General features: G+C 70.8%; 24 protein-coding genes. 7 read left to right on the forward strand and 17 right to left on the reverse strand.

Going from position 1 to position 18,764, the window contains the following annotated elements:
* Positions 1–503: CpsD/CapB family tyrosine-protein kinase (locus ACXJKL_RS01670; protein ID WP_457205311.1), on the forward strand; the 503-nt coding region annotated here is incomplete at its 5' end.
* Here the strand turns inward: ACXJKL_RS01670 and ACXJKL_RS01675 are convergent.
* From ACXJKL_RS01675 to ACXJKL_RS01710, 8 genes are all read right to left on the reverse strand, one after another.
* Positions 504–992, reverse strand: a complete 489-nt coding sequence (locus ACXJKL_RS01675) for a VanZ family protein (RefSeq protein ID WP_457205312.1) — start codon at positions 990–992, stop codon at positions 504–506.
* Positions 959–2,443, reverse strand: coding sequence for an ATP-binding protein (locus ACXJKL_RS01680; protein WP_457205333.1), 1,485 nt, complete (start codon positions 2,441–2,443; stop codon positions 959–961). The genes ACXJKL_RS01675 and ACXJKL_RS01680 overlap by 34 nt, the downstream gene beginning before the upstream one ends.
* 86 nt (positions 2,444–2,529) lie before the next feature.
* Positions 2,530–3,765, reverse strand: a complete 1,236-nt coding sequence (locus ACXJKL_RS01685) for an iron-containing redox enzyme family protein (RefSeq protein WP_457205313.1) — start codon at positions 3,763–3,765, stop codon at positions 2,530–2,532.
* On the reverse strand, positions 3,762–4,943 hold the full coding sequence (locus tag ACXJKL_RS01690) for a zinc-dependent alcohol dehydrogenase (RefSeq protein WP_457205314.1): 1,182 nt from the start codon (positions 4,941–4,943) through the stop codon (positions 3,762–3,764). The genes ACXJKL_RS01685 and ACXJKL_RS01690 overlap by 4 nt, the downstream gene beginning before the upstream one ends.
* Before the next feature lie 116 nt (positions 4,944–5,059).
* On the reverse strand, positions 5,060–5,293 hold the full coding sequence (locus tag ACXJKL_RS01695; RefSeq protein ID WP_457205315.1) for a hypothetical protein: 234 nt from the start codon (positions 5,291–5,293) through the stop codon (positions 5,060–5,062).
* 116 nt (positions 5,294–5,409) lie between these two features.
* Complete coding sequence (locus ACXJKL_RS01700) at positions 5,410–5,706, reverse strand: DUF1416 domain-containing protein (protein WP_457205316.1); 297 nt, start codon at positions 5,704–5,706, stop codon at positions 5,410–5,412.
* Complete coding sequence (locus ACXJKL_RS01705) at positions 5,706–6,560, reverse strand: sulfurtransferase (RefSeq protein ID WP_457205317.1); 855 nt, start codon at positions 6,558–6,560, stop codon at positions 5,706–5,708. The genes ACXJKL_RS01700 and ACXJKL_RS01705 overlap by 1 nt, the downstream gene beginning before the upstream one ends.
* 62 nt (positions 6,561–6,622) lie before the next feature.
* The gene (locus tag ACXJKL_RS01710) at positions 6,623–7,111 is read right to left on the reverse strand and encodes a DUF4395 domain-containing protein (RefSeq protein ID WP_457205318.1); all 489 of its coding nucleotides are present in this window, start codon (positions 7,109–7,111) and stop codon (positions 6,623–6,625) included.
* A 491-nt stretch (positions 7,112–7,602) separates the two neighbouring features.
* On the opposite strand from ACXJKL_RS01710, the gene ACXJKL_RS01715 reads away from it, so the two are divergent.
* Positions 7,603–9,783, forward strand: a complete 2,181-nt coding sequence (locus ACXJKL_RS01715) for an acyltransferase family protein (protein WP_457205319.1) — start codon at positions 7,603–7,605, stop codon at positions 9,781–9,783.
* Here the strand turns inward: ACXJKL_RS01715 and ACXJKL_RS01720 are convergent.
* The 4 genes from ACXJKL_RS01720 to ACXJKL_RS01735 all read right to left on the reverse strand — a co-directional run bounded on the left by ACXJKL_RS01720 (position 9,761) and on the right by ACXJKL_RS01735 (position 12,113).
* Positions 9,761–9,907 (reverse strand): hypothetical protein, encoded by a 147-nt coding sequence (locus ACXJKL_RS01720; protein WP_457205320.1) that lies wholly within the window; start codon positions 9,905–9,907, stop codon positions 9,761–9,763. The two genes, ACXJKL_RS01715 and ACXJKL_RS01720, sit on opposite strands and share 23 nt — an antisense overlap.
* Positions 9,889–11,217: a hypothetical protein gene (locus ACXJKL_RS01725; protein WP_457205321.1), complete on the reverse strand. Its 1,329-nt coding sequence runs from the start codon at positions 11,215–11,217 to the stop codon at positions 9,889–9,891. Before ACXJKL_RS01725 ends, ACXJKL_RS01720 begins: the two co-directional genes overlap by 19 nt.
* Positions 11,218–11,269: 52 nt before the next feature.
* Positions 11,270–11,761, reverse strand: a complete 492-nt coding sequence (locus ACXJKL_RS01730) for a thioredoxin family protein (protein WP_457205322.1) — start codon at positions 11,759–11,761, stop codon at positions 11,270–11,272.
* A 61-nt stretch (positions 11,762–11,822) separates the two neighbouring features.
* Positions 11,823–12,113: a MerR family transcriptional regulator gene (locus ACXJKL_RS01735; protein WP_457205323.1), complete on the reverse strand. Its 291-nt coding sequence runs from the start codon at positions 12,111–12,113 to the stop codon at positions 11,823–11,825.
* A gap of 123 nt (positions 12,114–12,236) precedes the next feature.
* Here ACXJKL_RS01735 and ACXJKL_RS01740 point away from each other — a divergent pair, with 123 nt between their 5' ends.
* Complete coding sequence (locus ACXJKL_RS01740; RefSeq protein ID WP_457205334.1) at positions 12,237–12,659, forward strand: Hsp20/alpha crystallin family protein; 423 nt, start codon at positions 12,237–12,239, stop codon at positions 12,657–12,659.
* A gap of 79 nt (positions 12,660–12,738) precedes the next feature.
* Here ACXJKL_RS01740 and ACXJKL_RS01745 read toward each other — a convergent pair whose 3' ends face one another.
* Positions 12,739–13,038, reverse strand: a complete 300-nt coding sequence (locus tag ACXJKL_RS01745; protein WP_457205324.1) for a MoaD/ThiS family protein — start codon at positions 13,036–13,038, stop codon at positions 12,739–12,741.
* Positions 13,039–13,081: 43 nt separating this feature from the next.
* Between ACXJKL_RS01745 and ACXJKL_RS01750 the strand changes: the two genes are divergently transcribed.
* Positions 13,082–13,816, forward strand: coding sequence for a winged helix-turn-helix transcriptional regulator (locus ACXJKL_RS01750; RefSeq protein ID WP_457205325.1), 735 nt, complete (start codon positions 13,082–13,084; stop codon positions 13,814–13,816).
* A gap of 128 nt (positions 13,817–13,944) precedes the next feature.
* Here the strand turns inward: ACXJKL_RS01750 and mshD are convergent, their stop codons facing one another.
* Genes mshD through ACXJKL_RS01770 form a run of 4 tightly spaced genes read right to left on the reverse strand, consistent with a single transcriptional unit; the run spans position 13,945 to position 16,628 of the window.
* Positions 13,945–14,757, reverse strand: coding sequence for a mycothiol synthase (gene mshD, locus ACXJKL_RS01755; RefSeq protein WP_457205326.1), 813 nt, complete (start codon positions 14,755–14,757; stop codon positions 13,945–13,947).
* Positions 14,754–15,698, reverse strand: a complete 945-nt coding sequence (ygfZ, locus tag ACXJKL_RS01760; RefSeq protein WP_457205327.1) for a CAF17-like 4Fe-4S cluster assembly/insertion protein YgfZ — start codon at positions 15,696–15,698, stop codon at positions 14,754–14,756. Before ygfZ ends, mshD begins: the two co-directional genes overlap by 4 nt.
* Complete coding sequence (locus ACXJKL_RS01765) at positions 15,695–16,126, reverse strand: Fur family transcriptional regulator (protein ID WP_457205328.1); 432 nt, start codon at positions 16,124–16,126, stop codon at positions 15,695–15,697. Before ACXJKL_RS01765 ends, ygfZ begins: the two co-directional genes overlap by 4 nt.
* A gap of 7 nt (positions 16,127–16,133) precedes the next feature.
* The gene (locus tag ACXJKL_RS01770) at positions 16,134–16,628 is read right to left on the reverse strand and encodes an FABP family protein (protein ID WP_457205329.1); all 495 of its coding nucleotides are present in this window, start codon (positions 16,626–16,628) and stop codon (positions 16,134–16,136) included.
* A gap of 22 nt (positions 16,629–16,650) precedes the next feature.
* On the opposite strand from ACXJKL_RS01770, the gene ACXJKL_RS01775 reads away from it, so the two are divergent.
* The 3 genes from ACXJKL_RS01775 to ACXJKL_RS01785 form a co-directional block, all read left to right on the forward strand.
* Positions 16,651–17,013 carry a DsrE family protein gene (locus ACXJKL_RS01775; protein WP_457205330.1) on the forward strand — a complete coding sequence of 121 codons (363 nt, stop codon included), beginning with the start codon at positions 16,651–16,653 and terminating at the stop codon, positions 17,011–17,013.
* Positions 17,014–17,057: 44 nt separating this feature from the next.
* Positions 17,058–18,437 (forward strand): hypothetical protein, encoded by a 1,380-nt coding sequence (locus tag ACXJKL_RS01780; RefSeq protein ID WP_457205331.1) that lies wholly within the window; start codon positions 17,058–17,060, stop codon positions 18,435–18,437.
* 13 nt (positions 18,438–18,450) lie between these two features.
* Positions 18,451–18,764 (forward strand): hypothetical protein (locus tag ACXJKL_RS01785; protein WP_457205332.1); only part of this gene is annotated, 314 nt, incomplete at its 3' end.

Below are 18,764 nucleotides of genomic sequence, written 5' to 3' on the forward strand. Positions count from 1 at the left end.
GTCCCAACGTGTCGAAGGCCCTCGGACTCGACGACACGGTCGGCCTCACCGACGTGCTCGCCGGCCGGGTCGAGCTCGCCGACGCCGTGCAGGGGCACCCCGACATCGCCAACATGACGGTGCTGACCTCGGGCACCAGGCCGCCCAACCCGAGCGAGATCCTCGGGTCCAAGGCCATGCGCGCCGTCATCGCCGAGCTGTCGGTCCGCGGGATGGTCGTCCTGGACGCACCGCCCCTCCTCCCGGTCACCGACGCCGCCGTGGTCGCCCACAACGCCGACGGCGCCCTGATCGCGGTGAGCGCCGGACGCACCCTCGACACCGAGCTCACCACGGCCATCGAGCACCTCCACGCGGTGCACGCCCGACCGCTCGGCGTGATCCTCAACCGGGTCTCGCGCCGCAACGTCGGGGCCGGCAACTACGCCCACTACGGCTATGCCCCCGACGCCTACGTCGACACCACCGCCGACGAGCAGAAGGCCACGCGCGCCCGCTCCTGATCAGTCGGGCAGGGTCCCGCTCGAGAGCCGGCGAGCCGACCGGCGGCCCTGCGCCCGGCATACGACCACCACCAGGACGGCCCCGAGGCAGCAGCCGGCCGTGTTGGCGACGACGTCGGAGAACGACCCGTGCCGTCCCGGCAGCAGCAGGCCCTGGACCGCCTCCACGGCGCCGAAGGTCACGAACGCCCAGGCCGTCCAGTCCCGCCAGGACGGATCGGGCCACAGCACCGAGGCGAGGGCCGTCAACGGAGCCGTCATCAGGACGTTGAGCACGATCTCGACGACGTTGCCGGTCATGGGGCGGCGCGGGGCCCCGGCGGCCATCGCCACGTCGGTGAGCTCGGCCAGGACCCGGTCGGGAGCCCCGGTGCTCGGGGTGAGGACCACCATGAGCAGCACCATCACGTAGCCGAACAGGGCGACGCTGCATCCGGCGGTCCGTCGCTCGCCGCTCACTCGTCGCCGGGAGCGACGTACGGGATCCACGCGGTGAAGGTGCTCCCCACCCCCACCTCGCTGTCGACCCGGACCCCTCCCCCGCAGCCCTCCACGATGGAGCGCACGATGTTGAGGCCGAGGCCCGTGCCGGGCGTGAGGCGGACCCGCTCGCTGTCGGCGCGGTAGAAGCGCGAGAAGAGGCGCTCGAGGTCCTCGGGCCCAACGCCGATGCCGTTGTCCGACACCTGCACCTCCAACCGGTCCTCGACCAGCGGCAGCTCGATCCGCACCTCGCCGCCCGCGTCGGTGTACTTGATCCCGTTGGACACCAGGTTGTCGACGACCTGCCGCAGCCGCTGGGGGTCGCACATCGCGACGCGGGTCTCCGGCAGGTCCGCGACCAGCGCGACCTTAGAGGCGTTGGCCACCGGACGGGCGGCCTCGACCGAGTCGCGCACGATCGCCGCCGCGTCGGCTGCCACCCGGACCATGTGGAGGGCCGCGTCGGCCTCCTGCGCGACGTACAGGAGGTCGGAGACCAGCATCTGGAGGCGGGCGGCGTTGCGGTCGACCACCGCCAGCTGCGCCCGGATGTCGCCGGGCAGGTCCTCGCGCGCGGCGAGCATCTCCAGGTGCCCCAGCACCGAGGTCAGCGGCGTCCGCAGCTCGTGGGAGACCGACGCGACGAACTCGTCCTTGACCGCGAGGGCCCGCATGAAGTCGGTGACGTCCTTGTAGGCCAGCGCCGCGCCGATGAACGTCCCGTCCGGGCGGCGGGTGGAGCGCGCCGAGACCGACAGCGCCCGCCGGGTCGCGGGGTCCGAGCCCACCCAGAGCCGGACGTCGTCGAACTCGTCGCCCACGCTGGCGCGCAGCGACGGCAGGTCACGACGGGCCATCAGGGTCTCCCCGTCCGGCTCGTAGACCTCCCCCGTCTGGCCGGCCATCCCGTGGTGCCCCTCGGGGTAGGCCAGCGCCATGAAGTCGCGGTGGCGACGGTTCATCTGCTCGTAGCGTCCGGACCGGTCGATCAGCACCAGCCCCACGTCGACGGCGTCGTAGATCGCCGCGACGGTCCGCGACTGCTTCTCGATCGTGGCGTTGGCATCCGCGAGCTGCTCGGCGGACTCCCGCTGCTCGGTGACGTCGAGGATCTGCGAGATGAAGTGCCGCGGGGTGCCGTCCTCGTCGCGCAGCAGCGCCACGGACAGGTCGCCCCACAGCACCGAGCCGTCCTTGCGGACGTAGCGCTTGCTCAACCGGTACGACGACCGCACGCCCGCGAGGACGTCCTCGACGAGGTGGACGTCGGAGGCCAGGTCGTCGGGATGGGTGACGTCCTGCCAGCGGGTCATCAGCAGGTCCGCACGGTCGTAGCCCAGCATTCGGCAGGCGGCGTCGTTGACCGCCAGCATCTCCCCGGCCGGCGACACCAGCATCATGCCGACGGGCGAGTGCTGCATCGCCAGCCGCAGCAGGCTGTCGCCGATCTGGTCCATCACGTGCCGCCCTCCCCACTCCCTGTCGCCGAGCCGCACTCTAGTGCGGCCGGGCGGCGACGGGACCCCCCGCGCGGGGGTGAGGGTCAGGTCAGGACCTTGTGCGTGCCGTCGCACCACGGCTGCTGGGCCGAGCCCCCGCACCGGCACACGGCGGTGACGGGCCGGGTGAGGGCGTGCACCGTGCCCTCGCGGTCCACCCACTCCTCGGCGCCCCGGACCAGCACCGGCCCGTCGGGGCAGACCTGGAGCCGGGGGGTGCCGCCTCGCGGTCGCCCGGGCGGCGCGGGCAGCAGCGCGCTGGCGTCCTCCGCCCACGCGGCCAGGACCACGTCGGCCATCTGGTCGTCGAGCCAGGCGCCGCCCAGCGCCCCGAGGAGCACCTGCTCGGCCCGGTCGGCATCGCCGTCGACGAAGGGCGCGCACATCGAGCGCACCGCGATCTGGTCGTGGATGACGTCGGCCGTCACGTGCTCGTCGAAGTAGTCCGCGACCTCCTCCGGCAGGCCCAGCCGCCGGGCCGCGGCGGCGTACATCCCGTGCGGCAGCGAGCTGGTCGCCTCGTACATCGCGAGGTGGCCGAGCGTCGCGCCGAGCAGCCGGCGCTGGAGGCCGCACACGGCCATGAAGTTGTTGACCGCCAGCACCACCGCGGGCACCCGGTCGACGTGGGCGGCGTACGTCGGGTCCACACCGCTGGCCTCCATCGCCTGCGCGAAGAGCGTCGCGTGCTGGCGGGCCGGGTCGCCGGAGCCGTACTCGTCGTACTGGATCTCGGTGAGCGCGACCTTGACCGCGCCGTGCGCGCGCGGGATGGCCCACGAGTGCGCGTCGCCCTCCTTGAGCTGGAAGACCGACTTGAGCATCAGCAGCTCGCGCCACTGCTCGAGGGTCGCCCGGCGGCGCACGTGACGCGCCAGCGGCGAGCCGCCTCCGTTCCCGACCAGCGCGAAGAAGGTCTCGGCAGGGTCGCGGAGCATCGCCGGGACCTGCCCGTCGATCTCCTCGGTCACCTCGGCCAGCACGATCTCCTCGAGCCGACGACCGAGGGCCGCCCGGATCCGGGCCAGCTCCGGGTGCCACTCCCAGCCGTCGTCCACCCCCGCGAAGCCGCGGTGGTGCAGCTCGAGGAGCATCCACAGCGCCAGCTGGGCGTCCTCGTCGTGCACGTAGCCCGCCGCGTCGTCGAGCGCGCCGAGGGCGTGCTCGACGTCCGAGGCCAGGTGCACCACCCCGGGACGCCGCCCCAGGGTGGTGGCCACCGCCCCGGAGAGCGGACCGCGCGGCTGCGGCAGCGGGGCGCGTACGTCGGCATCGCTCACGGCTTGAGGACCACCTTGAGGCACTCGTCGTCCTTGTCGCGGAACATCTGGTACGCCGCCGGCGCCTCGGTGAGCGGGAGCCGGTGCGTCGCGAGGGTCTCGAGGCCCAGCGGGTCGCCGTCCTCCATCACCACCGGGACGATGTCGTCGATCCAGCGCTTCACGTGGCACTGCCCCATGCGCATGCTGATGCCCTTGTCGAACATCTCCATCATCGGGAACGGGTCGCTCATCCCGCCGTAGACGCCGGAGATCGACACGGTGCCGCCGCGGCGTACCGATGAGATCGCGGACCGCAGGGCGCCCAGCCGGTCGATGCCCACCGACTTCATCAGCGGCTTAGCCACCGCGTCGGGCAGGAACCCGGCCGACTTGATCGCGGTCTCCGCGATCGGGGTGCCGTGGGCCTCCATGCCGACGGCGTCGAGGGTGCCGTCGGCGCCCCGGCCGCCGGTGAGGTCGCGGACCGCGGCGGYGACGTCCTCGGGCTTGGAGGCCTCGATGATCTCGACGCCGCGCTGGCGGGCCACGCCGGCCCGGAACGGGTCCGGCTCGACGGCCAGCACCCGGATGCCGCGGTGCTGGGCGATGCGGGTCGCGAGCTGCCCGACCGGGCCGAGGCCCACGACGAGGAGCGTGTCGCCCTCGGACACCTCGGCGTACTCCACGCCCTGCCACGCGGTGGGCAGGATGTCGGAGAGGTAGAGGAAGCGCTCGTCGGCGACGCCCTCGGGGACCTTGATCGGGCCGAACTGGGCCTGCGGGACGCGCAGGTACTCCGCCTGGCCGCCGGGCACCGACCCGTAGAGCTCGGTGTAGCCGAAGAGGGCGGCGCCCTTGCCCTGCGCGCGGACCTGGGTGGTCTCGCAGGCGGCCATCAGGCCGCGCTCGCACATCCAGCAGTGGCCGCACGAGATGTTGAACGGGATCACCACGCGGTCACCCGCGGCGATGTGGGTGACGTCGGGGCCGACCGCCTCGACGACGCCCATCGTCTCGTGGCCGAGTACGTCGCCGGCACTCAGGAACGGGCCGAGCGGTTCGTAGAGGTGGAGGTCCGAGCCGCAGATCGCGGTCGACGTCACCTTGATCACCGCGTCCGTCGGCTCCTCGATGCGGGGGTCCGGTACGTCGATGACGCGGACGTCGCGCTTGCCTTGCCAGGTGAGTGCCTTCATCACCCCACGTTCGCAGCGGGATCAGGTGGTCGTCAGACCCGGAGGGGTGGCGAGGGCTTCGTCACGCCCGTCGGGGTGGTCCCGGGGTCCCGGGGTCCCGACGGGCGTGCGGGGCCTCAGGCGCGCTCGGCGCCCAGGGCCTCGACGTCGACGTCCTGGCCGTCGGAGATCTGCTGGGTCACGCGGTCCCGCTGGGCGTCGGAGAGGTCGATCCCGACCTCCTCGAGGGCGGAGTCCAGCTCGGCGCGGATCGTCCCGTCGGTGGCGCTCTCCTGCCACGACGTCACCCGGTCGACGACGTTGCGCAGTGCTTCGGTCCTGGCCTCGGTGCTGGCGTCCTGCTCGGTCATGTGCGGCTCCTCGCTGCGACAGGTCCGCCCCGAATTGGCGAACCTCCCCATCGTGCGAGGCACGATGGGGAGGTTCAAGGAACGTCCACCCCTACGGGGCGAGAGATCGCCTCGCGTCAGATCGCGACCGCGACCTCCGCCACGGAACCGGTGGCGGCGACCACCCGGGTGTCCACCGGGTCGGCCTTGGGGGCCAGGGTCCGCAGCGTCCACTCGCCGTCGCCGGCGAAGAACCTGAAGTGCCCCGTGGCACTCGTCGGGACCTCGGCGGTGAACTCGCCGGTGCCGTCGAGCAGCCGCACGTAGGCGTTGGGGACCGGCTCGGAGTCGCGCAGCACCTGGCCCTGGATCACGGCCTCCTTGGCGACGTTGACGCCGTCGAGCGACAGCCCGCCCTCACTGGCGCCGCACATCAGGCGTCCGCCTGACCGGGCTCGTCGCCGAGCGCGACCGGGACGCCGACCAGGGAGCCGTACTCGGTCCAGGAGCCGTCGTAGTTCTTCACGTTCTTCCGGCCGAGGAGCTCGGTCAGCACGAACCACGTCAGCGAGGACCGCTCCCCGATGCGGCACAGCGCGATGGTGTCCTTGTCGGTGTCGAAGCCGACCTCGTCGTAGAGGGCGATGAGGTCCTCGTCGGACTTGAAGGTGCCGTCGTCGTTGGCGTTCTTGCTCCACGGCACGTTGACCGAGGTGGGCACGTGGCCGGCGCGCTGGGCCTGCTCCTGCGGGAGGTGGGCCGGGGCGAGCAGCCGACCGGCGTACTCGTCGGGGCTGCGCACGTCGACGAGGTTCTGGGTGCCGATGGCGGCCACGACCTCGTCGCGGAAGGCGCGGATCGAGCGGTCCTGCTCGGAGGCGGTGTACGACGTCCGCTCGCGGACGGGCAGCTCGTCGGTGAGMTCGCGGGAGTCGAGCTCCCACTTCTTGCGGCCGCCGTCCATCAGCTTGACGTCGCGGTGGCCGTAGAGCTTGAAGTACCAGTAGGCGTAGGCGGCGAACCAGTTGTTGTTGCCGCCGTAGAGGACCACGGTGTCGTCGTTGCTGACGCCACGCTCGGACAGGAGGGCCTCGAACTGCGCCTTGCTGACGAAGTCGCGACGGACCTGGTCCTGCAGGTCGGTGGTCCAGTCGAGCTTGATGGCGCCCTTGATGTGGCCCTTGTCGTACGACGAGGTGTCCTCGTCGACCTCGACGAGGACGACGCCGGCGGTGTCGAGGTTGTCCTCGACCCACTGGGCGGTGACGAGCGAAGACTCGCGGCTCATGTGATTGCTCCTTGTGTGTGAGATCTGGGGTGTGCTCGGGTGTTTGCGGGTGTCGTGGGCGTTCAGCTGGTCGGGCGCAGGCGGGCGCCGATCAGGTAGAGCTCGCAGCCCAGGCAGAACGCGAAGACCGCGTTGAGCAGGGCCGCGACGAGGGCGAGGCCGACGGCGACCTGGCCGACGACGGTGGCACCGACCAGCAGTGCCACCAGGCCGACCAGCGCGAAGGCCAGGCCGACCCCCTGCGCGAAGCGGGGCGGTGCCGGGTCCTCCAGCTCGGTGGGCGGCGCCAGTCGCGGCCGGACGACCGTGCGGAACAGCCACGCGTGCGGGGTGCGCTGCACCCCGGCCACCGCACCGACCGCGAAGAGCACGGTCTGTACGGCGAGCAGCGCGACGCCGACGGGGTGCGGCGCGAGCAGCAGGACGGCGGCARGCACCACCGCGGTCAGGGTCGCGGTGAACTGCGGACCGCGCGGGTCGATCCCCGTGCTGGCGGGGCTGGCGCCTCGGGTGGCACCCGGGGCGGTGGCGCGCTCGTTGATCGTGGACATGTCTCTCCTGCAGGGAAGGGCCGGACGGGCTCGACGTGAGTCCGGATCTCCACCAGCATAGTCCAGTAACTAGGTGGACTTAAGAGCGAATGATCGACGGACCCGTCAGGGCATTCGACACAGGGCAGAGCGCACGCGGCAGTGATCCACGGCGCGTCGCTTGGTGAGCCAGGTCGAGGACATGATGTAGACCCTAGGGATCTGGCGGCCCGCTTCATTCCCGCGTCTCGACAGGTGGACCTGCGGTCCGCATTATGGGCGCCCGCCACCTAACCAAACGATCAATGCCCTGCAGGCAGGCTGCCGCACACCGGGTCGAGTGGGGCAGTCAGGGCGACGTTGACGTACCCTCCTCCCCGGAAAGTAAGCGGGGGATCTCGGCACACCTGCTGGCGGCAGGCTCGGGCGTGGCCGACTAGCAAGGAGTCGACGTGACGGACCTTAGAGCTCTGCCCTTCGTAGGGACCGCGGCATCGCGATGGGAAGGCGAGATGCGTTGCCGTGCCAAGCACCAGTACTGCCCGCACCGCCGTCAGCACCTGCTCCGCAGGCGTCCGCGACAGGCGAAGGGACGCTGGGACATTCAGGGCCTTCGTGCCTTCGCGGTGGTCGCGGTGATCCTCGACCATTTGCTTCACTGGCCGAACGGCGGATTCGTCGGAGTCGACATATTCTTTGTGATCTCGGGGTTCCTGATCACAGGCATTCTGCTCCGCGAGCATGAAAAGACTGGCCACATCTCGTTCGTCGGGTTCTACCGACGCCGCATCAAGCGCATCATCCCCGCGTCGATCCTTGTCCTCGTCGTCACCGTGCTCGCGTCCGCGTTCGTCTTTGGAGGCACCCGCGCTCGGGACACCTTGGTCGACGCTGTCTGGGCTGCTCTGTTCGCCGGGAACTGGCGCTTCGCTGCCGAGTCGACGAACTACTTCGAGGCGGGTGGCCCGATCTCGCCGATCCAGCATTRCTGGTCGCTGTCAGTCGAGGAGCAGTTCTACTTCGTATGGCCGTGGCTAATGCTGGCCATCTTTGCCCTTCTCATCCGCAACAGGATGAGACTCACGCGTGCCCGGGTATACGTCGGACTCGCGCTCCTCATGGTCACCGTCGGGTCATTCATTTGGGCAATTCACGAGACCGCGACGAACCCCAACCAGGCGTACTTCTCGACCTTCTCGAGGACATGGGAGCTGGGCATCGGCGCTCTCCTCGCCGTTACCGCACCGCTCGCGCACAAGATCCCCGATGCGGTCCGGCCAGCGCTGGCCTGGGTTGGGTTCGCTACGATGCTCGCATCGCTGTGGATCGTCTCGCCCGAGGTGTCATTCCCCGCCCCGTGGGCCGCACTGCCGGTGCTTGCTACGACGCTCGTGATCGCCGCCGGTACATTCCCCGATCACCTCGATCAGCAGCGGTTCCTCTTCCCGCTCACCAACAGGGCCAGCGGCTATATCGGAGATATCTCGTACTCGCTCTACCTCTGGCACTTCCCTGTGACGATCTTGGGAACCGCCGCGCTGGGGGAGGGCAATGTGACGCTGGCCCTGTTGGCAGCCGTGATGCTGGTGATCTCGGTCTACTCGTACCACCTGGTCGAGGACCCCATCAGGAGGTCAACGTGGCTGGAGCCAGATGCTCGGCGGTTGCGTCGTGTCACACCGAGTGCGTGGTCGGGTCGACGAGACCTGGCGTTCAGCGGGCTCGTTCTGTGCGCCGCAGTCGTGTGCGCTGTGGCGCTGCGCCCCGCCGAGTCCGTCGGCGGTTTGGACGCCGTGGAGCAAAGGCAGGTCGAGAAGGAGGCGGCAGCGCAGTTCACCCCAGCAGTTGCCGACCTGCAGGTGCAGATCCGTGCTGCGCTGGCCGCTGAGGCATGGCCCAGGACCCTCAACCTGACGATGGACGCGGCCATTGAGGAACCCGAAGCGCCAGCGGACATCATGCCGTGCGGGCAGCGCGGCACACTCGACACCGTCGCCTGCACGTGGGGCTCGACGTCCCCGAAGCGACGCGCGGTCATCGTCGGCGATTCGGTGTCGATGACCTACGTTTCCGTCCTTCGTCAAGCATTGCCGAAGGACTGGGCATTGACCTCGGCGGGCACCTTCGGGTGTGCGTTCACCTCGACGCTCATCTCGAATCCCGATGCGGCGATCACCGCGGCCTGCGAAGACCGCAAGGCTCAGGCGGTCGCCGCGATTCAGCGGATACGGCCCGACGTTCTCTTCGTGACGAACACCTATGAACCCCGGGTGCCGGTCGGGTCGACTGATCCATTAACCTCAGATCAGTGGGCGGACAGCTCGACCAAGATGCTGAAGCGGATCCGGGGTGCGGTTGGGCGGATCGTGCTTCTGTCACCACCACCTTCTGACGTGAACCTCTCAGAGTGCTACTCGCGAGTGTCGAGCCCGTCGAATTGCATCAGTTCCGTCACTCCCCAGTGGCAGAACCAGGCAGCCGCCGAGAGACGGATGGCGGCTTCCTTGGGTGGCCTGTTCGTCGACAGCCGAGACTGGTTCTGCGCAGACGGACTCTGCCCACCCTTCGTAGGCAAGACTCCGATGAAGAGCGACCAGGTCCATATCACGCCTGACTATCAGGATCTGATCGTCCCCGCGGTCGCAGAGCGACTCGCAAGACTCGGCGTCATCACCCGACGCGGCGCAGCCTGAGCCCGAGCAGGCCGATGTCGTTGGCGAGCGTGTCCGCCGCATCCGCGCCCGCGCGCACAAGATCGAGGACGAGCATCTCGCCAGAGGTGTTCTGCGCCGAGGCGATCAGGGTTGTGGTGACCACGACGTTCGTCGCCCCCGCCGTGGCGGTGACGGAGGTGGCGGCGGAGGGGTCGCCAGCGTCTCCCCGTTGCCCCTGGTGGTGTTGTCTACCCGGAGGACCACGGCTCCCGTCCCCGCGCCGACGTTGGCCCACACGGCGTCGATGGCGTAGGTGTTCCAGTTGCGCGGCAACTCGACGGTCGCGGCGATGATCTCGGATGTTGCGGGGTCGAGAAGCTGCACGGTCCACCGGAGCTGGTGGGACAGGATCGGGGTGCCGATGCCGACCGCCGTGAACGCGGTGGCGGGTACGAAGATCGGGTCGGTAAGGTCGGTGTTGGTGAGGTTAAAGACCGTCGTGTAGTCGGCGGAGACGTTGTAGGTCCCGAGCTTCAACCGCAGGCCCACGTTGTTGAGCTTGAACGCGGTACCGGCCAGGCCGGCCAAGGCCGTGGCGTAGATGTTGTCGAGCGTGACGTTGCGCAGCGTGCCGGCCGAGCCATCGAGGTCGAGCAGCGTCTTGACGTTGGAGAAGTCGAGGCCGTCGAAGCGCACGACGGAGGTGAACAAGGATGCGCCGGAGAACTTGAATCCGGTGGTCGCGTTGGTGCCGATGGCGGTCTCGGACTCGACGTGCAGGGCGGGCCCGAACGTCATGTTGGCGAACTTGCCGGTACAGCGGACGGCGGTGCTGCCGTCGTTGGCGCGGATGGCGCCGTTGTCGAGCTGGAGGCCGCCGCCCGTGATGCCCGTGGAGATGTCGAGGCCGACCGCGTTGCGCTGGAGCAGGAAGTCCTGGAGGTGGACGTTGGTCACCTGCTGGAGACTGCCGCCGATGCGGATGCCGGTGCCGTTCTCGACCCGCAGGACGTTCGACCGCGCCCAGTCGATCGAGAAGCAGTTGAGCAGGTCGACGCCGACCGCCCCGACCTTGGAGAAGCGGCGGACCTCGACGCGGTCGAAGTTGAGGCTGTAGCCGCCGTCGAAGTGGAAGGCGCCGTCGCTCACGGTGTTGAGGCCGCCGTCGATCTTGACGCCACTGACGAGGACGTCGGTGGTGCCCTGTGAGGGGTCGGCGGCGGCGGCGGAGACGCTGGTGAGCAGGTAGCCGGTGCCGCTGTAGTTGATCGGCACGAGGCCGTTGCCCACACCGATGAGGCCCTTGGAGGAGTCCGCGTAGACGAGGGTGATGGGGGCGTTGACCTCGTAGGCCAGCCCAGACGGGGGCTCGGGCACGAACACGGCCCCCAGTCCGGAGTCGAAGGCGGCCCGGAAGGCCGCGGTGTCGAGGGTCGCGTTGCCTCCGACCGCTCCGAACGCGGTGACGGACACGCCTCGCCCATACGTGGCCGAAGGCTGCAGACCGAGTGGCAGTGTTCCTCGGTCAGTCCACCGAGGCGAGCGCGGCGAGGACCTGCTCCTTGCGGGGCGCCCCGGCCGCCCGGGTCACCTCGGACCCGTCGGCCGCGAGCACGAGGGTGGTCGGGGTGCGGAGCACGCCCAGGCGGCGTACGGCCTCGAGGTGGTGCTCGGCGTCGACCTCGACGTGCGTCACGCCGGGGACGACCTCGGCCACGTCGGCCAGGACGCGCCGCGTCGCCCGGCACGGGGCGCAGAACGCGCTGCTGAACTGCAGCAGCGTGGCCCGCTCCCCCAGCGCCTCGCCGACCTCGGCGACCAGCGCGGCTCCGGGCGGGGTCTCGACGGTGTCGGGCTCAGCTCCCTCCGCAGTGATGGCGGCGGCGACGGCGTCAGGGGCCGCGGCGTCGCGCACGCGGTGCGTCCCACGGAACCTGCCGTCGGTGGCCGCCCGCCACAGTCCGACCGCGAGCGCCAGGACGACGGCGGCGACGAGGATCCAGGCACCGGTGGTCATGCAGGGCGCAACCGGCGCGGGCCCTCCCTTGTTCCGCGGCGCCGGCCGGGGCCGAGCCGGCTCACGACCGCCGGGCCTCGCGGAGGCGGCGTACCTCGTGGCGCAGGCGGGCGTTGTCGGCCTCCAGCTGCAGCACCACAGCAATGCCGGCCAGGTTGAGCCCCAGGTCCAGCAGGTCGCGGATCCGCCCGATCCGGTCCACGTCGTCGCGGCTGTAGAGCCGGGTACCGCCCTCCGTCCGGTCCGGCTCGACGAGGCCGCGGCGCTCGTAGACCCGGAGGTTCTGGATGTTGGTCCCGGCCATCTCGGCGGCCACCGAGATCGCGAAGACGCCCACCGTCGGTCCGGTCACGCATCCTCCTGGAGCTCCACGACTGGGGGACTTGAACGTCGTACGTGCTGCGAGGTATATAAAACCTGTAACCAACAGTACAGGTCGCCGAGCCGGCGACCCCGTCCCCGGGAGGAGATCATGTTGATCCGCACCACCGACCCGTTCCGTGACTTCGACCGCCTGGCGCAGCAGCTGCTCGGCACGACCAACCGCCCGGCGGTCATGCCGATGGACGCGTGGCGCGAGGGCGACACCTTCACCATCGAGTTCGACCTGCCCGGCGTCGCCCCGGACTCCATCGACCTCGACGTCGAGCGCAACGTCCTCACCGTGCGCGCCGAGCGGGTGGCCCGCAACGGCGACTGGGAGCTGCTCGCCTCCGAGCGGCCCCGCGGCATGTTCAGCCGCCAGCTCGTCCTCGGCGACAACCTCGACCTCGACCGGATCGAGGCGGCGTACGACGGCGGCGTCCTGCGCCTGCGGGTCCCCGTGGCCGAGAAGGCCAAGCCCCGCAAGATCGAGGTCACCAGCGGCAGCTCCGGGCGTACGGCGATCGAGGCCTGAGGCCCGCCGCACCAGCACAGTCCCGCACAGCACAGTGCCCCGGCGGATCGCTCCGCCGGGGCACTCGTGCGTTGTCAGGTCAGCCGCCGGCGAACGGCGGCAGCAGCTCCACGACGTCCCCCGGACGCACTACCACGGACCCCGGATCCCGCGACCCGACGGGCTGGTCGCCGACCAGCACCGAGCAGACGCCGACCACCCGCTCGACCTCCCGGCCGGGGTGCGCGGCGACCACGCGGCGTACCAGCTCGGCCAACGTGAGTGGCCCGTCGACGGCGAAGTCCTCGCTCGCGACGCCCGCCGCGGCCCGCGCCGCGGCCCAGTAGTGGACGGTCACAGCCGTCTCACGCTCGTGCGTTCGATCGGTGCCGGAGGTCATGGCTCGATATCCTTCCCTATCCGCCCCACCGGAGGAGACGGCCATGAGCACCCTGCTGCTGCTGACGAGCGCACTCCAGCCCTCGGCCGAGGTGCTGCCCGGCCTGGCCCTGCTCGGCCACTCGGTCCGGATCCTCCCCTCCGAGGGCAGCGCGCTGCTCGAGGCCCCCGAGTCCGACCTGCTCCTCGTCGACGGCCGGCAGGAGCTCGCCCACGCACGCGACCTGTGCCGCCTGATCCGCACCACCGGCACCGACGTCCCGGTCCTCCTCGTCGTCACCGAGGGCGGGCTCGCCGTCGTCGCGCACGACTGGGCCATGGACGACGTCGTGCTCCACACCTGCGGGCCCGCCGAGCTCGAGGCGCGGATCCGGCTCGCCATCGGCCGCCTCGCCGCCCAGCGCGAGGCCGACGACCCGGCCGCCCACGTCATCCGCACCGGCGAGGTCGTGGTCGACGACGCGACGTACACCGCCAAGGTCAGCGGACGCTCGCTCGACCTGACCTACAAGGAGTTCGAGCTCCTCAAGTTCCTCGCCCAGCACCCGGGGCGCGTCTTCACCCGCCAGCAGCTGCTCCAGGAGGTGTGGGGCTACGACTACTTCGGCGGCACCCGCACCGTCGACGTCCACGTCCGCCGGCTGCGCGCCAAGCTCGGCCCCGAGAACGAGCACTTCATCGGCACCGTCCGCAACGTCGGCTACCGCTTCGTGCTGCCGTCGAAGGACAAGGCCGCCGAGCGCGACGGAGCGCCGACCGCGGAGACGTCGGACGCCTGAGCGGTGACGCTCGGCGCTGGAAGCTGAGTCACCCACTGACTCAGGTCGCAGCACCACCCCGACCACGCTCGCCGCTGGAAGCTGAGTCACCCACTGACTCAGGTCGCAGCGCCGGGTCTCGAGCTCCCTCAGCCCCGGGCGTACATCACGTGGGTGTCAACGTCGGCGTGCGTGAAGCCGAGCCGGGAGTACGTCGCGAGCGCGGCCGTGTTGTCCGACTCGACGTAGAGGAGCACCTCGTCCACGCCGCGGGCGTGCAGGTGGTGCAGGCCGGCGAGGGTGAGCGCCCGACCCAGGCCCTGGCCCTGGGCGGACGGGTCGATGCCGACGACGTACACCTCACCCAGGCGCGCGTCGTGCTGCTTGGTCCAGTGGAAGCCGAGCATCCGGTCCCCGTCGGTGGCGACCAGGAGCCCGGCCGGGTCCCACCACGGCTCGGCCATCCGCGCGGCGAGTCCGGCCTCGTCGAGGCCGCCCTGCTCGGGGTGGTGCGCGAACGCCGCGGCGTTGACCCGGAGCAGCTCGGTGGCGTCGCCGTCGCGGTAGGACCGGATCCGCGGGTCGTCGAGCTCCTGCAGCGGCTCGGAGGCCGGGCGCCGCATCACCCACAGGTCGCGGACCCGGTCGAAGCCGTGCTCGGCCGCCAGCCGGGCCGCCGCGGGGTGGTTGCCGTGCGACCACGCGGTCGCGGGACCCTCGACCGTGGCCAGCGACGCGGCCCCGAGACCCTGACGGCGGTGGTCGGGGTGGATGACGAGGTGCACCTCGTCCCCGCGGCGGAGCAGGAAGCCGGTGGGCCGCACCACGTCCCCGACCCCGTCGCGGCGCTCGGGCCACCCGCCCGACCGGAGCCAGAGCCAGGTCGACTCGTCGAGCGGAGCCACACCGTCGGCGGCCTCGGCCGCGGCGGCCACCGCCTCGATGCGCTCCAGCAGGCTCACAGCTGCGGGCGGACGTGCAGCCCGACCTCGGGGTCGACCACGACCTCCTGGGCGGCCGGCATCGCGTCGACGACCAGCTCGGCGTCGACCGGCACGTTGCGCTTGAGCAGCGCCAGCCCGATCGGGCCGAGCTCGTGGTGGCGGGCGCTGGAGCCGAGGAAGCCGACCGGGCGCTCGGAGCCGGGCAGGGTCACCGCGCTGCCGGGCGCGGGCAGCCGGTTCTCCGAGCCGTCCAGGTGCAGCAGGGTGAGCCGCCGCGGCGGGCGGCCGAGCGTGTGCACCCGGGCGACCGTCTCCTGGCCGCGGTAGCAGCCCTTGTCGAGGTGCACGGCCGGGCCGATCCAGCCGACCTCGTTGGGGATGGTGCGGTGGTCGGTGTCGATGCCGAAGCGGGGCTCGCCGCGCTCGATGCGCAGCGCCTCGAAGGCCCACAGGCCGGCGGCGGTGCCGGCCGCGGCGGCGTACTCCTCGAGGCGGTCACGCGGCACGAGGTCGTACGTCGCCCCGTCGCCGGTCACCCGCCAGGCCACGGCGACGTCGTCGGTCACCAGGCTCACCTCGACGCGCATCATGAACCGCATCCGGTCCAGGAAGTCGGCCAGGGCCCGGCCGGCGCCCGGCTCGGTGTGCGCGACGAAGGCGGTGCCGTCGTCGACGCCGGCGAAGGCGTGCTCGACGTGGCCCTGCGGGCTGAGCACCAGCGCCTGCGTCCACACCCCGGGCGCGAGGCCGTCGAAGTACTGCGTGGTCAGCGAGTGCAGCCACGTCAGCCGGTCCGGACCCTCGATGCGTACGACGTCGCGGTGCGACAGGTCGACGAACCCGTCACCGGAGACCAGGCGGCGCTGCTCGCCGTGGAAGGAGCCGTAGTGGGCTGCGACCGGGGCGTCGATGCCGTCGCCGGCGACGGCGCCGGGGAGGCCGAGGAGCGGGGAGGTCATGGGGTGTCTCCAGACGGTGGGGGGCAGTCGGTGCAGCGGCCGAAGATCGCCAGATGGCCCAGGTCGACCTCGAAGTCGTGCTCGCGCCGCAACGTCTCGACCAGCGCGGCCACCACACCAGGGTCAACCGACCGGACGCGGTGGCAATTCCGGCAGACGAGGTGGAAGTGCTCCGGCTCGCGCGTCGAGTGGTAGGTCGGCGCCCGGTCGCTGAGGTGCGCGTGGCGGACGAGCCCGAGCTCCTCGAGCACCTCGAGGGTGCGGTAGACGGTCGAGGCGTTGACGGCGCTGGCCCGGGACCGGACAGCCGCGAGGACCTCGTCCGGTGTGGCGTGGCCCAGCTCCTCGACCGCGCCGAGGATCAGCTGGCGCTGCGGGGTCAGCCGGTAGCCGCTGCCCCGGAGCCGCTGCGCGAGCTCGTCGCCCATCAGGACCTCACGCGCGCTTGAGCCGCGCCCACAGGTGCGGCTGGAGCTCCTGGCCGACGGCGGCCATGTCGTAGGCGTAGAGGAGGTCGCCCTCGACGTTGCCGTACATCCGCGATCCGCCGGTGACCTCCTTGGCCGTCTCGGTGTAGCCGACACCGGCGGTGTGCATCTCGACCTTGCCGGCGTCGGCGGCGCCGTACCAGATCTCGGAGAAGCCGATGTTGTGGGCGAGCACGAACTCGACCTTGCCCGGCTCGGGGCAGCGCAGGAAGCCCGACTCCATGGCGGCGTCGCGGACGAGCTCGCCGTCCTCGTCGACGATCCACGCGCGGGACATGTAGTGGAAGAAGGGGCGGCCGTCGTGGGTGAAGATCAGCTCCTGGCCGAACTGGAACTTCTCGATCGTGGGGTAGTCGCCGTGGCCGTTGCCGCGCCACGTGCCCAGCAGCCAGGCGACGGGGCCACAGTTGGGGTGCAGGTTGTCGGGGAGCTCGAAGGGCATGGGCCGAGTCTAGGGTGAGCCCATGTCGCGCTCCCTGGTCGTCAAGGTCACCTGCGGCGAGGACGACGCCGAGCGCGCCAACCAGGCGTTCACGGTGGCCGCCGCCGCCGTCGCGTCGGGCGCCGACGTCTCGCTGTGGCTGACCGGGGAGGCGGCGTGGTTCGCCGTCCCGGGCCGGGCGGAGTCGTTCGCGCTGCCGCTGGCGACGCCGCTGGCCGACCTCCGCGACGTGGTGCTGGGCGGGGGGCGGCTCACCGTCTGCTCCCAGTGCGCCGCCCGCCGCGGGCTGGCGGAGTCCGACCTGGTCGCCGGCGCCACCATCGCCGGTGCGGCCGTCTTCACTGAGGAGATCCTCCGCGACGGCGTCCAGGCGATCGTCTACTGATCCCCGGACGTTTCGCCGGTACGACGACGGGGCAGTGACCCGCCATGACGGGGACCCTGCGGATCGAGTGGACGAGCATCGAGTCGATGCTGCAGAGCATGGTAGACGTGGGCCTGCAGGCCGGTGAGATCGACACGTACTTCCAGGAGCACGTCGTCAACACCGCCGGCCTCGACTACCCCACGTGCGCGCTGAAGCCCATCGGCGATCAGCTGCCCAAGCTCGGCACGGCCTTCAGCACCGTGCGCACGACGTACCAGAGGCGCTGGGTGGAGATGATCTCCTCCATCGCCCAGTCGGCGGCCGAGCTCAACCGCGTCGACCACGAGATCGACGTACAGATGGGGCGCTACTCCGACGCCCTCGACGCGATGCCCGACGTGAAGATCACGGTGAAGGCCTTCGAGCCCCAGGACCTCTCGCAGCTGGAGGCGCCCGAGGAGAGCGAGGGCACCCTCAAGCACAACAGCACCTGGGAGATGACGTCGAAGGGTTACGACGCCACCCGCGACGGCATCAATGACGCCATCGACTTCCTCAACGGGCTCCACGTGCCCGGCGTGCACCTGCCGACGCTGCCGAAGAAGTCGCTCGAGGACTACATCGTCTATCCGCTCGCCGGCAACTACAGGCTGCTCGGCGCCAACGCCGACGCCTGCAGCAAGATCGACACGGCGTTCAGCGCCTGGGCCTTCAACTTCACCCGGCTCTCGGGCCAGGTGCACCTCGCCATGGAGGGGCAGACCTCCATGCGCCTCATGGTCCACCTCAACCTGTACGCCGCGGTCATGAAGACCGTCGGCGAGATCATCGGCCAGGGTTCCACGGCCTTCGGAGCCATCTCCCGGATGTCGGAGAAGATCGCGGTCGCCGTCGAGAACGCGCTCGTCAAGATGGCCACCAAGCTGACCAAGCTGCTGAGCAAGCTGTCGAGCAAGCTCAGCCCGGCCGGCTGGGTGTGGTTCAGCGCCGAGCTCGTGCAGAAGGGCTTCTCGGCCGTCACCGACATCTACGACGACATCATGGAGTGCAAGGACATCATCGAGGCCTGCTTCGGGCTGGCCGAGGAGATCAAGGCCTGGGCCGGGGTGATGTCCGACGCCCTCAGGACCATGCAGGAGATCAGGGACGCCGTCGAGCAGCTGCCGACGATCAACCCGGACGGCGGGCTCAGCGGCCTGCCGCACGTCGACCTGCCGGCGTACGAGAAGACGCTCGGCGAGATCGGCGTGGAGGTCGAGACCGGCTCCAGCGACGAGGAGGAGAGCCTCAACGACCGCCTCGAGGACCTCGAGGGCGAGACCGCCCAGCCGGACGAGGAGGACGACGAGGACCACGAGGACGAGAACCTGATGGCACCCGGTCCCCTGTACGAGGTCCCGGTGCCGGGTGCGCCCACCGATCCCGGCCCGATGACGGCCTGAGAGGGTGCCGGGCATGTCGCGCACCGTGCTGTCCGCCGCCGTCCTGGCGCTCGTCCTCGTCGCGGGGGGCTGCGGCGACGAGGCGGCGTCACCGCCGCCGGCCCCCTCCGGCGCCGAGCCCGGGACCACGTGCCTGGTCACCGCCGAGCAGCTCGCCGAGATCACCGGCACCCCCCAGGAGGTCCGCGAGGTCGACGTCCCGGGCGGCGGCCTCGGCACCGAGCTGGCCTGCGACACCGCGGAGGACGAGCGTGAGGTGTCGATGGAGTGGTCCCTGCAGAAGCCCTTCATCGACCCGCCTCCGACGTTCGAGGAGCAACGCACCTT

It is taken from the genome of Nocardioides sp. P5_C9_2 (assembly GCF_054049555.1).

Bases quoted from the DNA above. Each gene is read 5' to 3' on its own strand.
- ACXJKL_RS01730 (WP_457205322.1), bottom strand. From the start codon at position 11,761: ATGACCACCGGTGCCTGGATCCTCGTCGCCGCCGTCGTCCTGGCGCTC.
- ACXJKL_RS01695 (WP_457205315.1), bottom strand. From the start codon at position 5,293: ATGACCGAGCAGGACGCCAGCACCGAGGCCAGGACCGAAGCACTGCGC.
- ACXJKL_RS01745 (WP_457205324.1), bottom strand. From the start codon at position 13,038: ATGACCTCCGGCACCGATCGAACGCACGAGCGTGAGACGGCTGTGACC.
- ACXJKL_RS01780 (WP_457205331.1), top strand. From the start codon at position 17,058: ATGACGGGGACCCTGCGGATCGAGTGGACGAGCATCGAGTCGATGCTG.
- ACXJKL_RS01770 (WP_457205329.1), bottom strand. From the start codon at position 16,628: ATGCCCTTCGAGCTCCCCGACAACCTGCACCCCAACTGTGGCCCCGTC.
- ACXJKL_RS01750 (WP_457205325.1), top strand. From the start codon at position 13,082: ATGAGCACCCTGCTGCTGCTGACGAGCGCACTCCAGCCCTCGGCCGAG.
- ACXJKL_RS01775 (WP_457205330.1), top strand. From the start codon at position 16,651: ATGTCGCGCTCCCTGGTCGTCAAGGTCACCTGCGGCGAGGACGACGCC.
- ACXJKL_RS01765 (WP_457205328.1), bottom strand. From the start codon at position 16,126: ATGGGCGACGAGCTCGCGCAGCGGCTCCGGGGCAGCGGCTACCGGCTG.
- ACXJKL_RS01700 (WP_457205316.1), bottom strand. From the start codon at position 5,706: ATGTGCGGCGCCAGTGAGGGCGGGCTGTCGCTCGACGGCGTCAACGTC.
- ACXJKL_RS01680 (WP_457205333.1), bottom strand. From the start codon at position 2,443: ATGGACCAGATCGGCGACAGCCTGCTGCGGCTGGCGATGCAGCACTCG.
- ygfZ (WP_457205327.1), bottom strand. From the start codon at position 15,698: ATGACCTCCCCGCTCCTCGGCCTCCCCGGCGCCGTCGCCGGCGACGGC.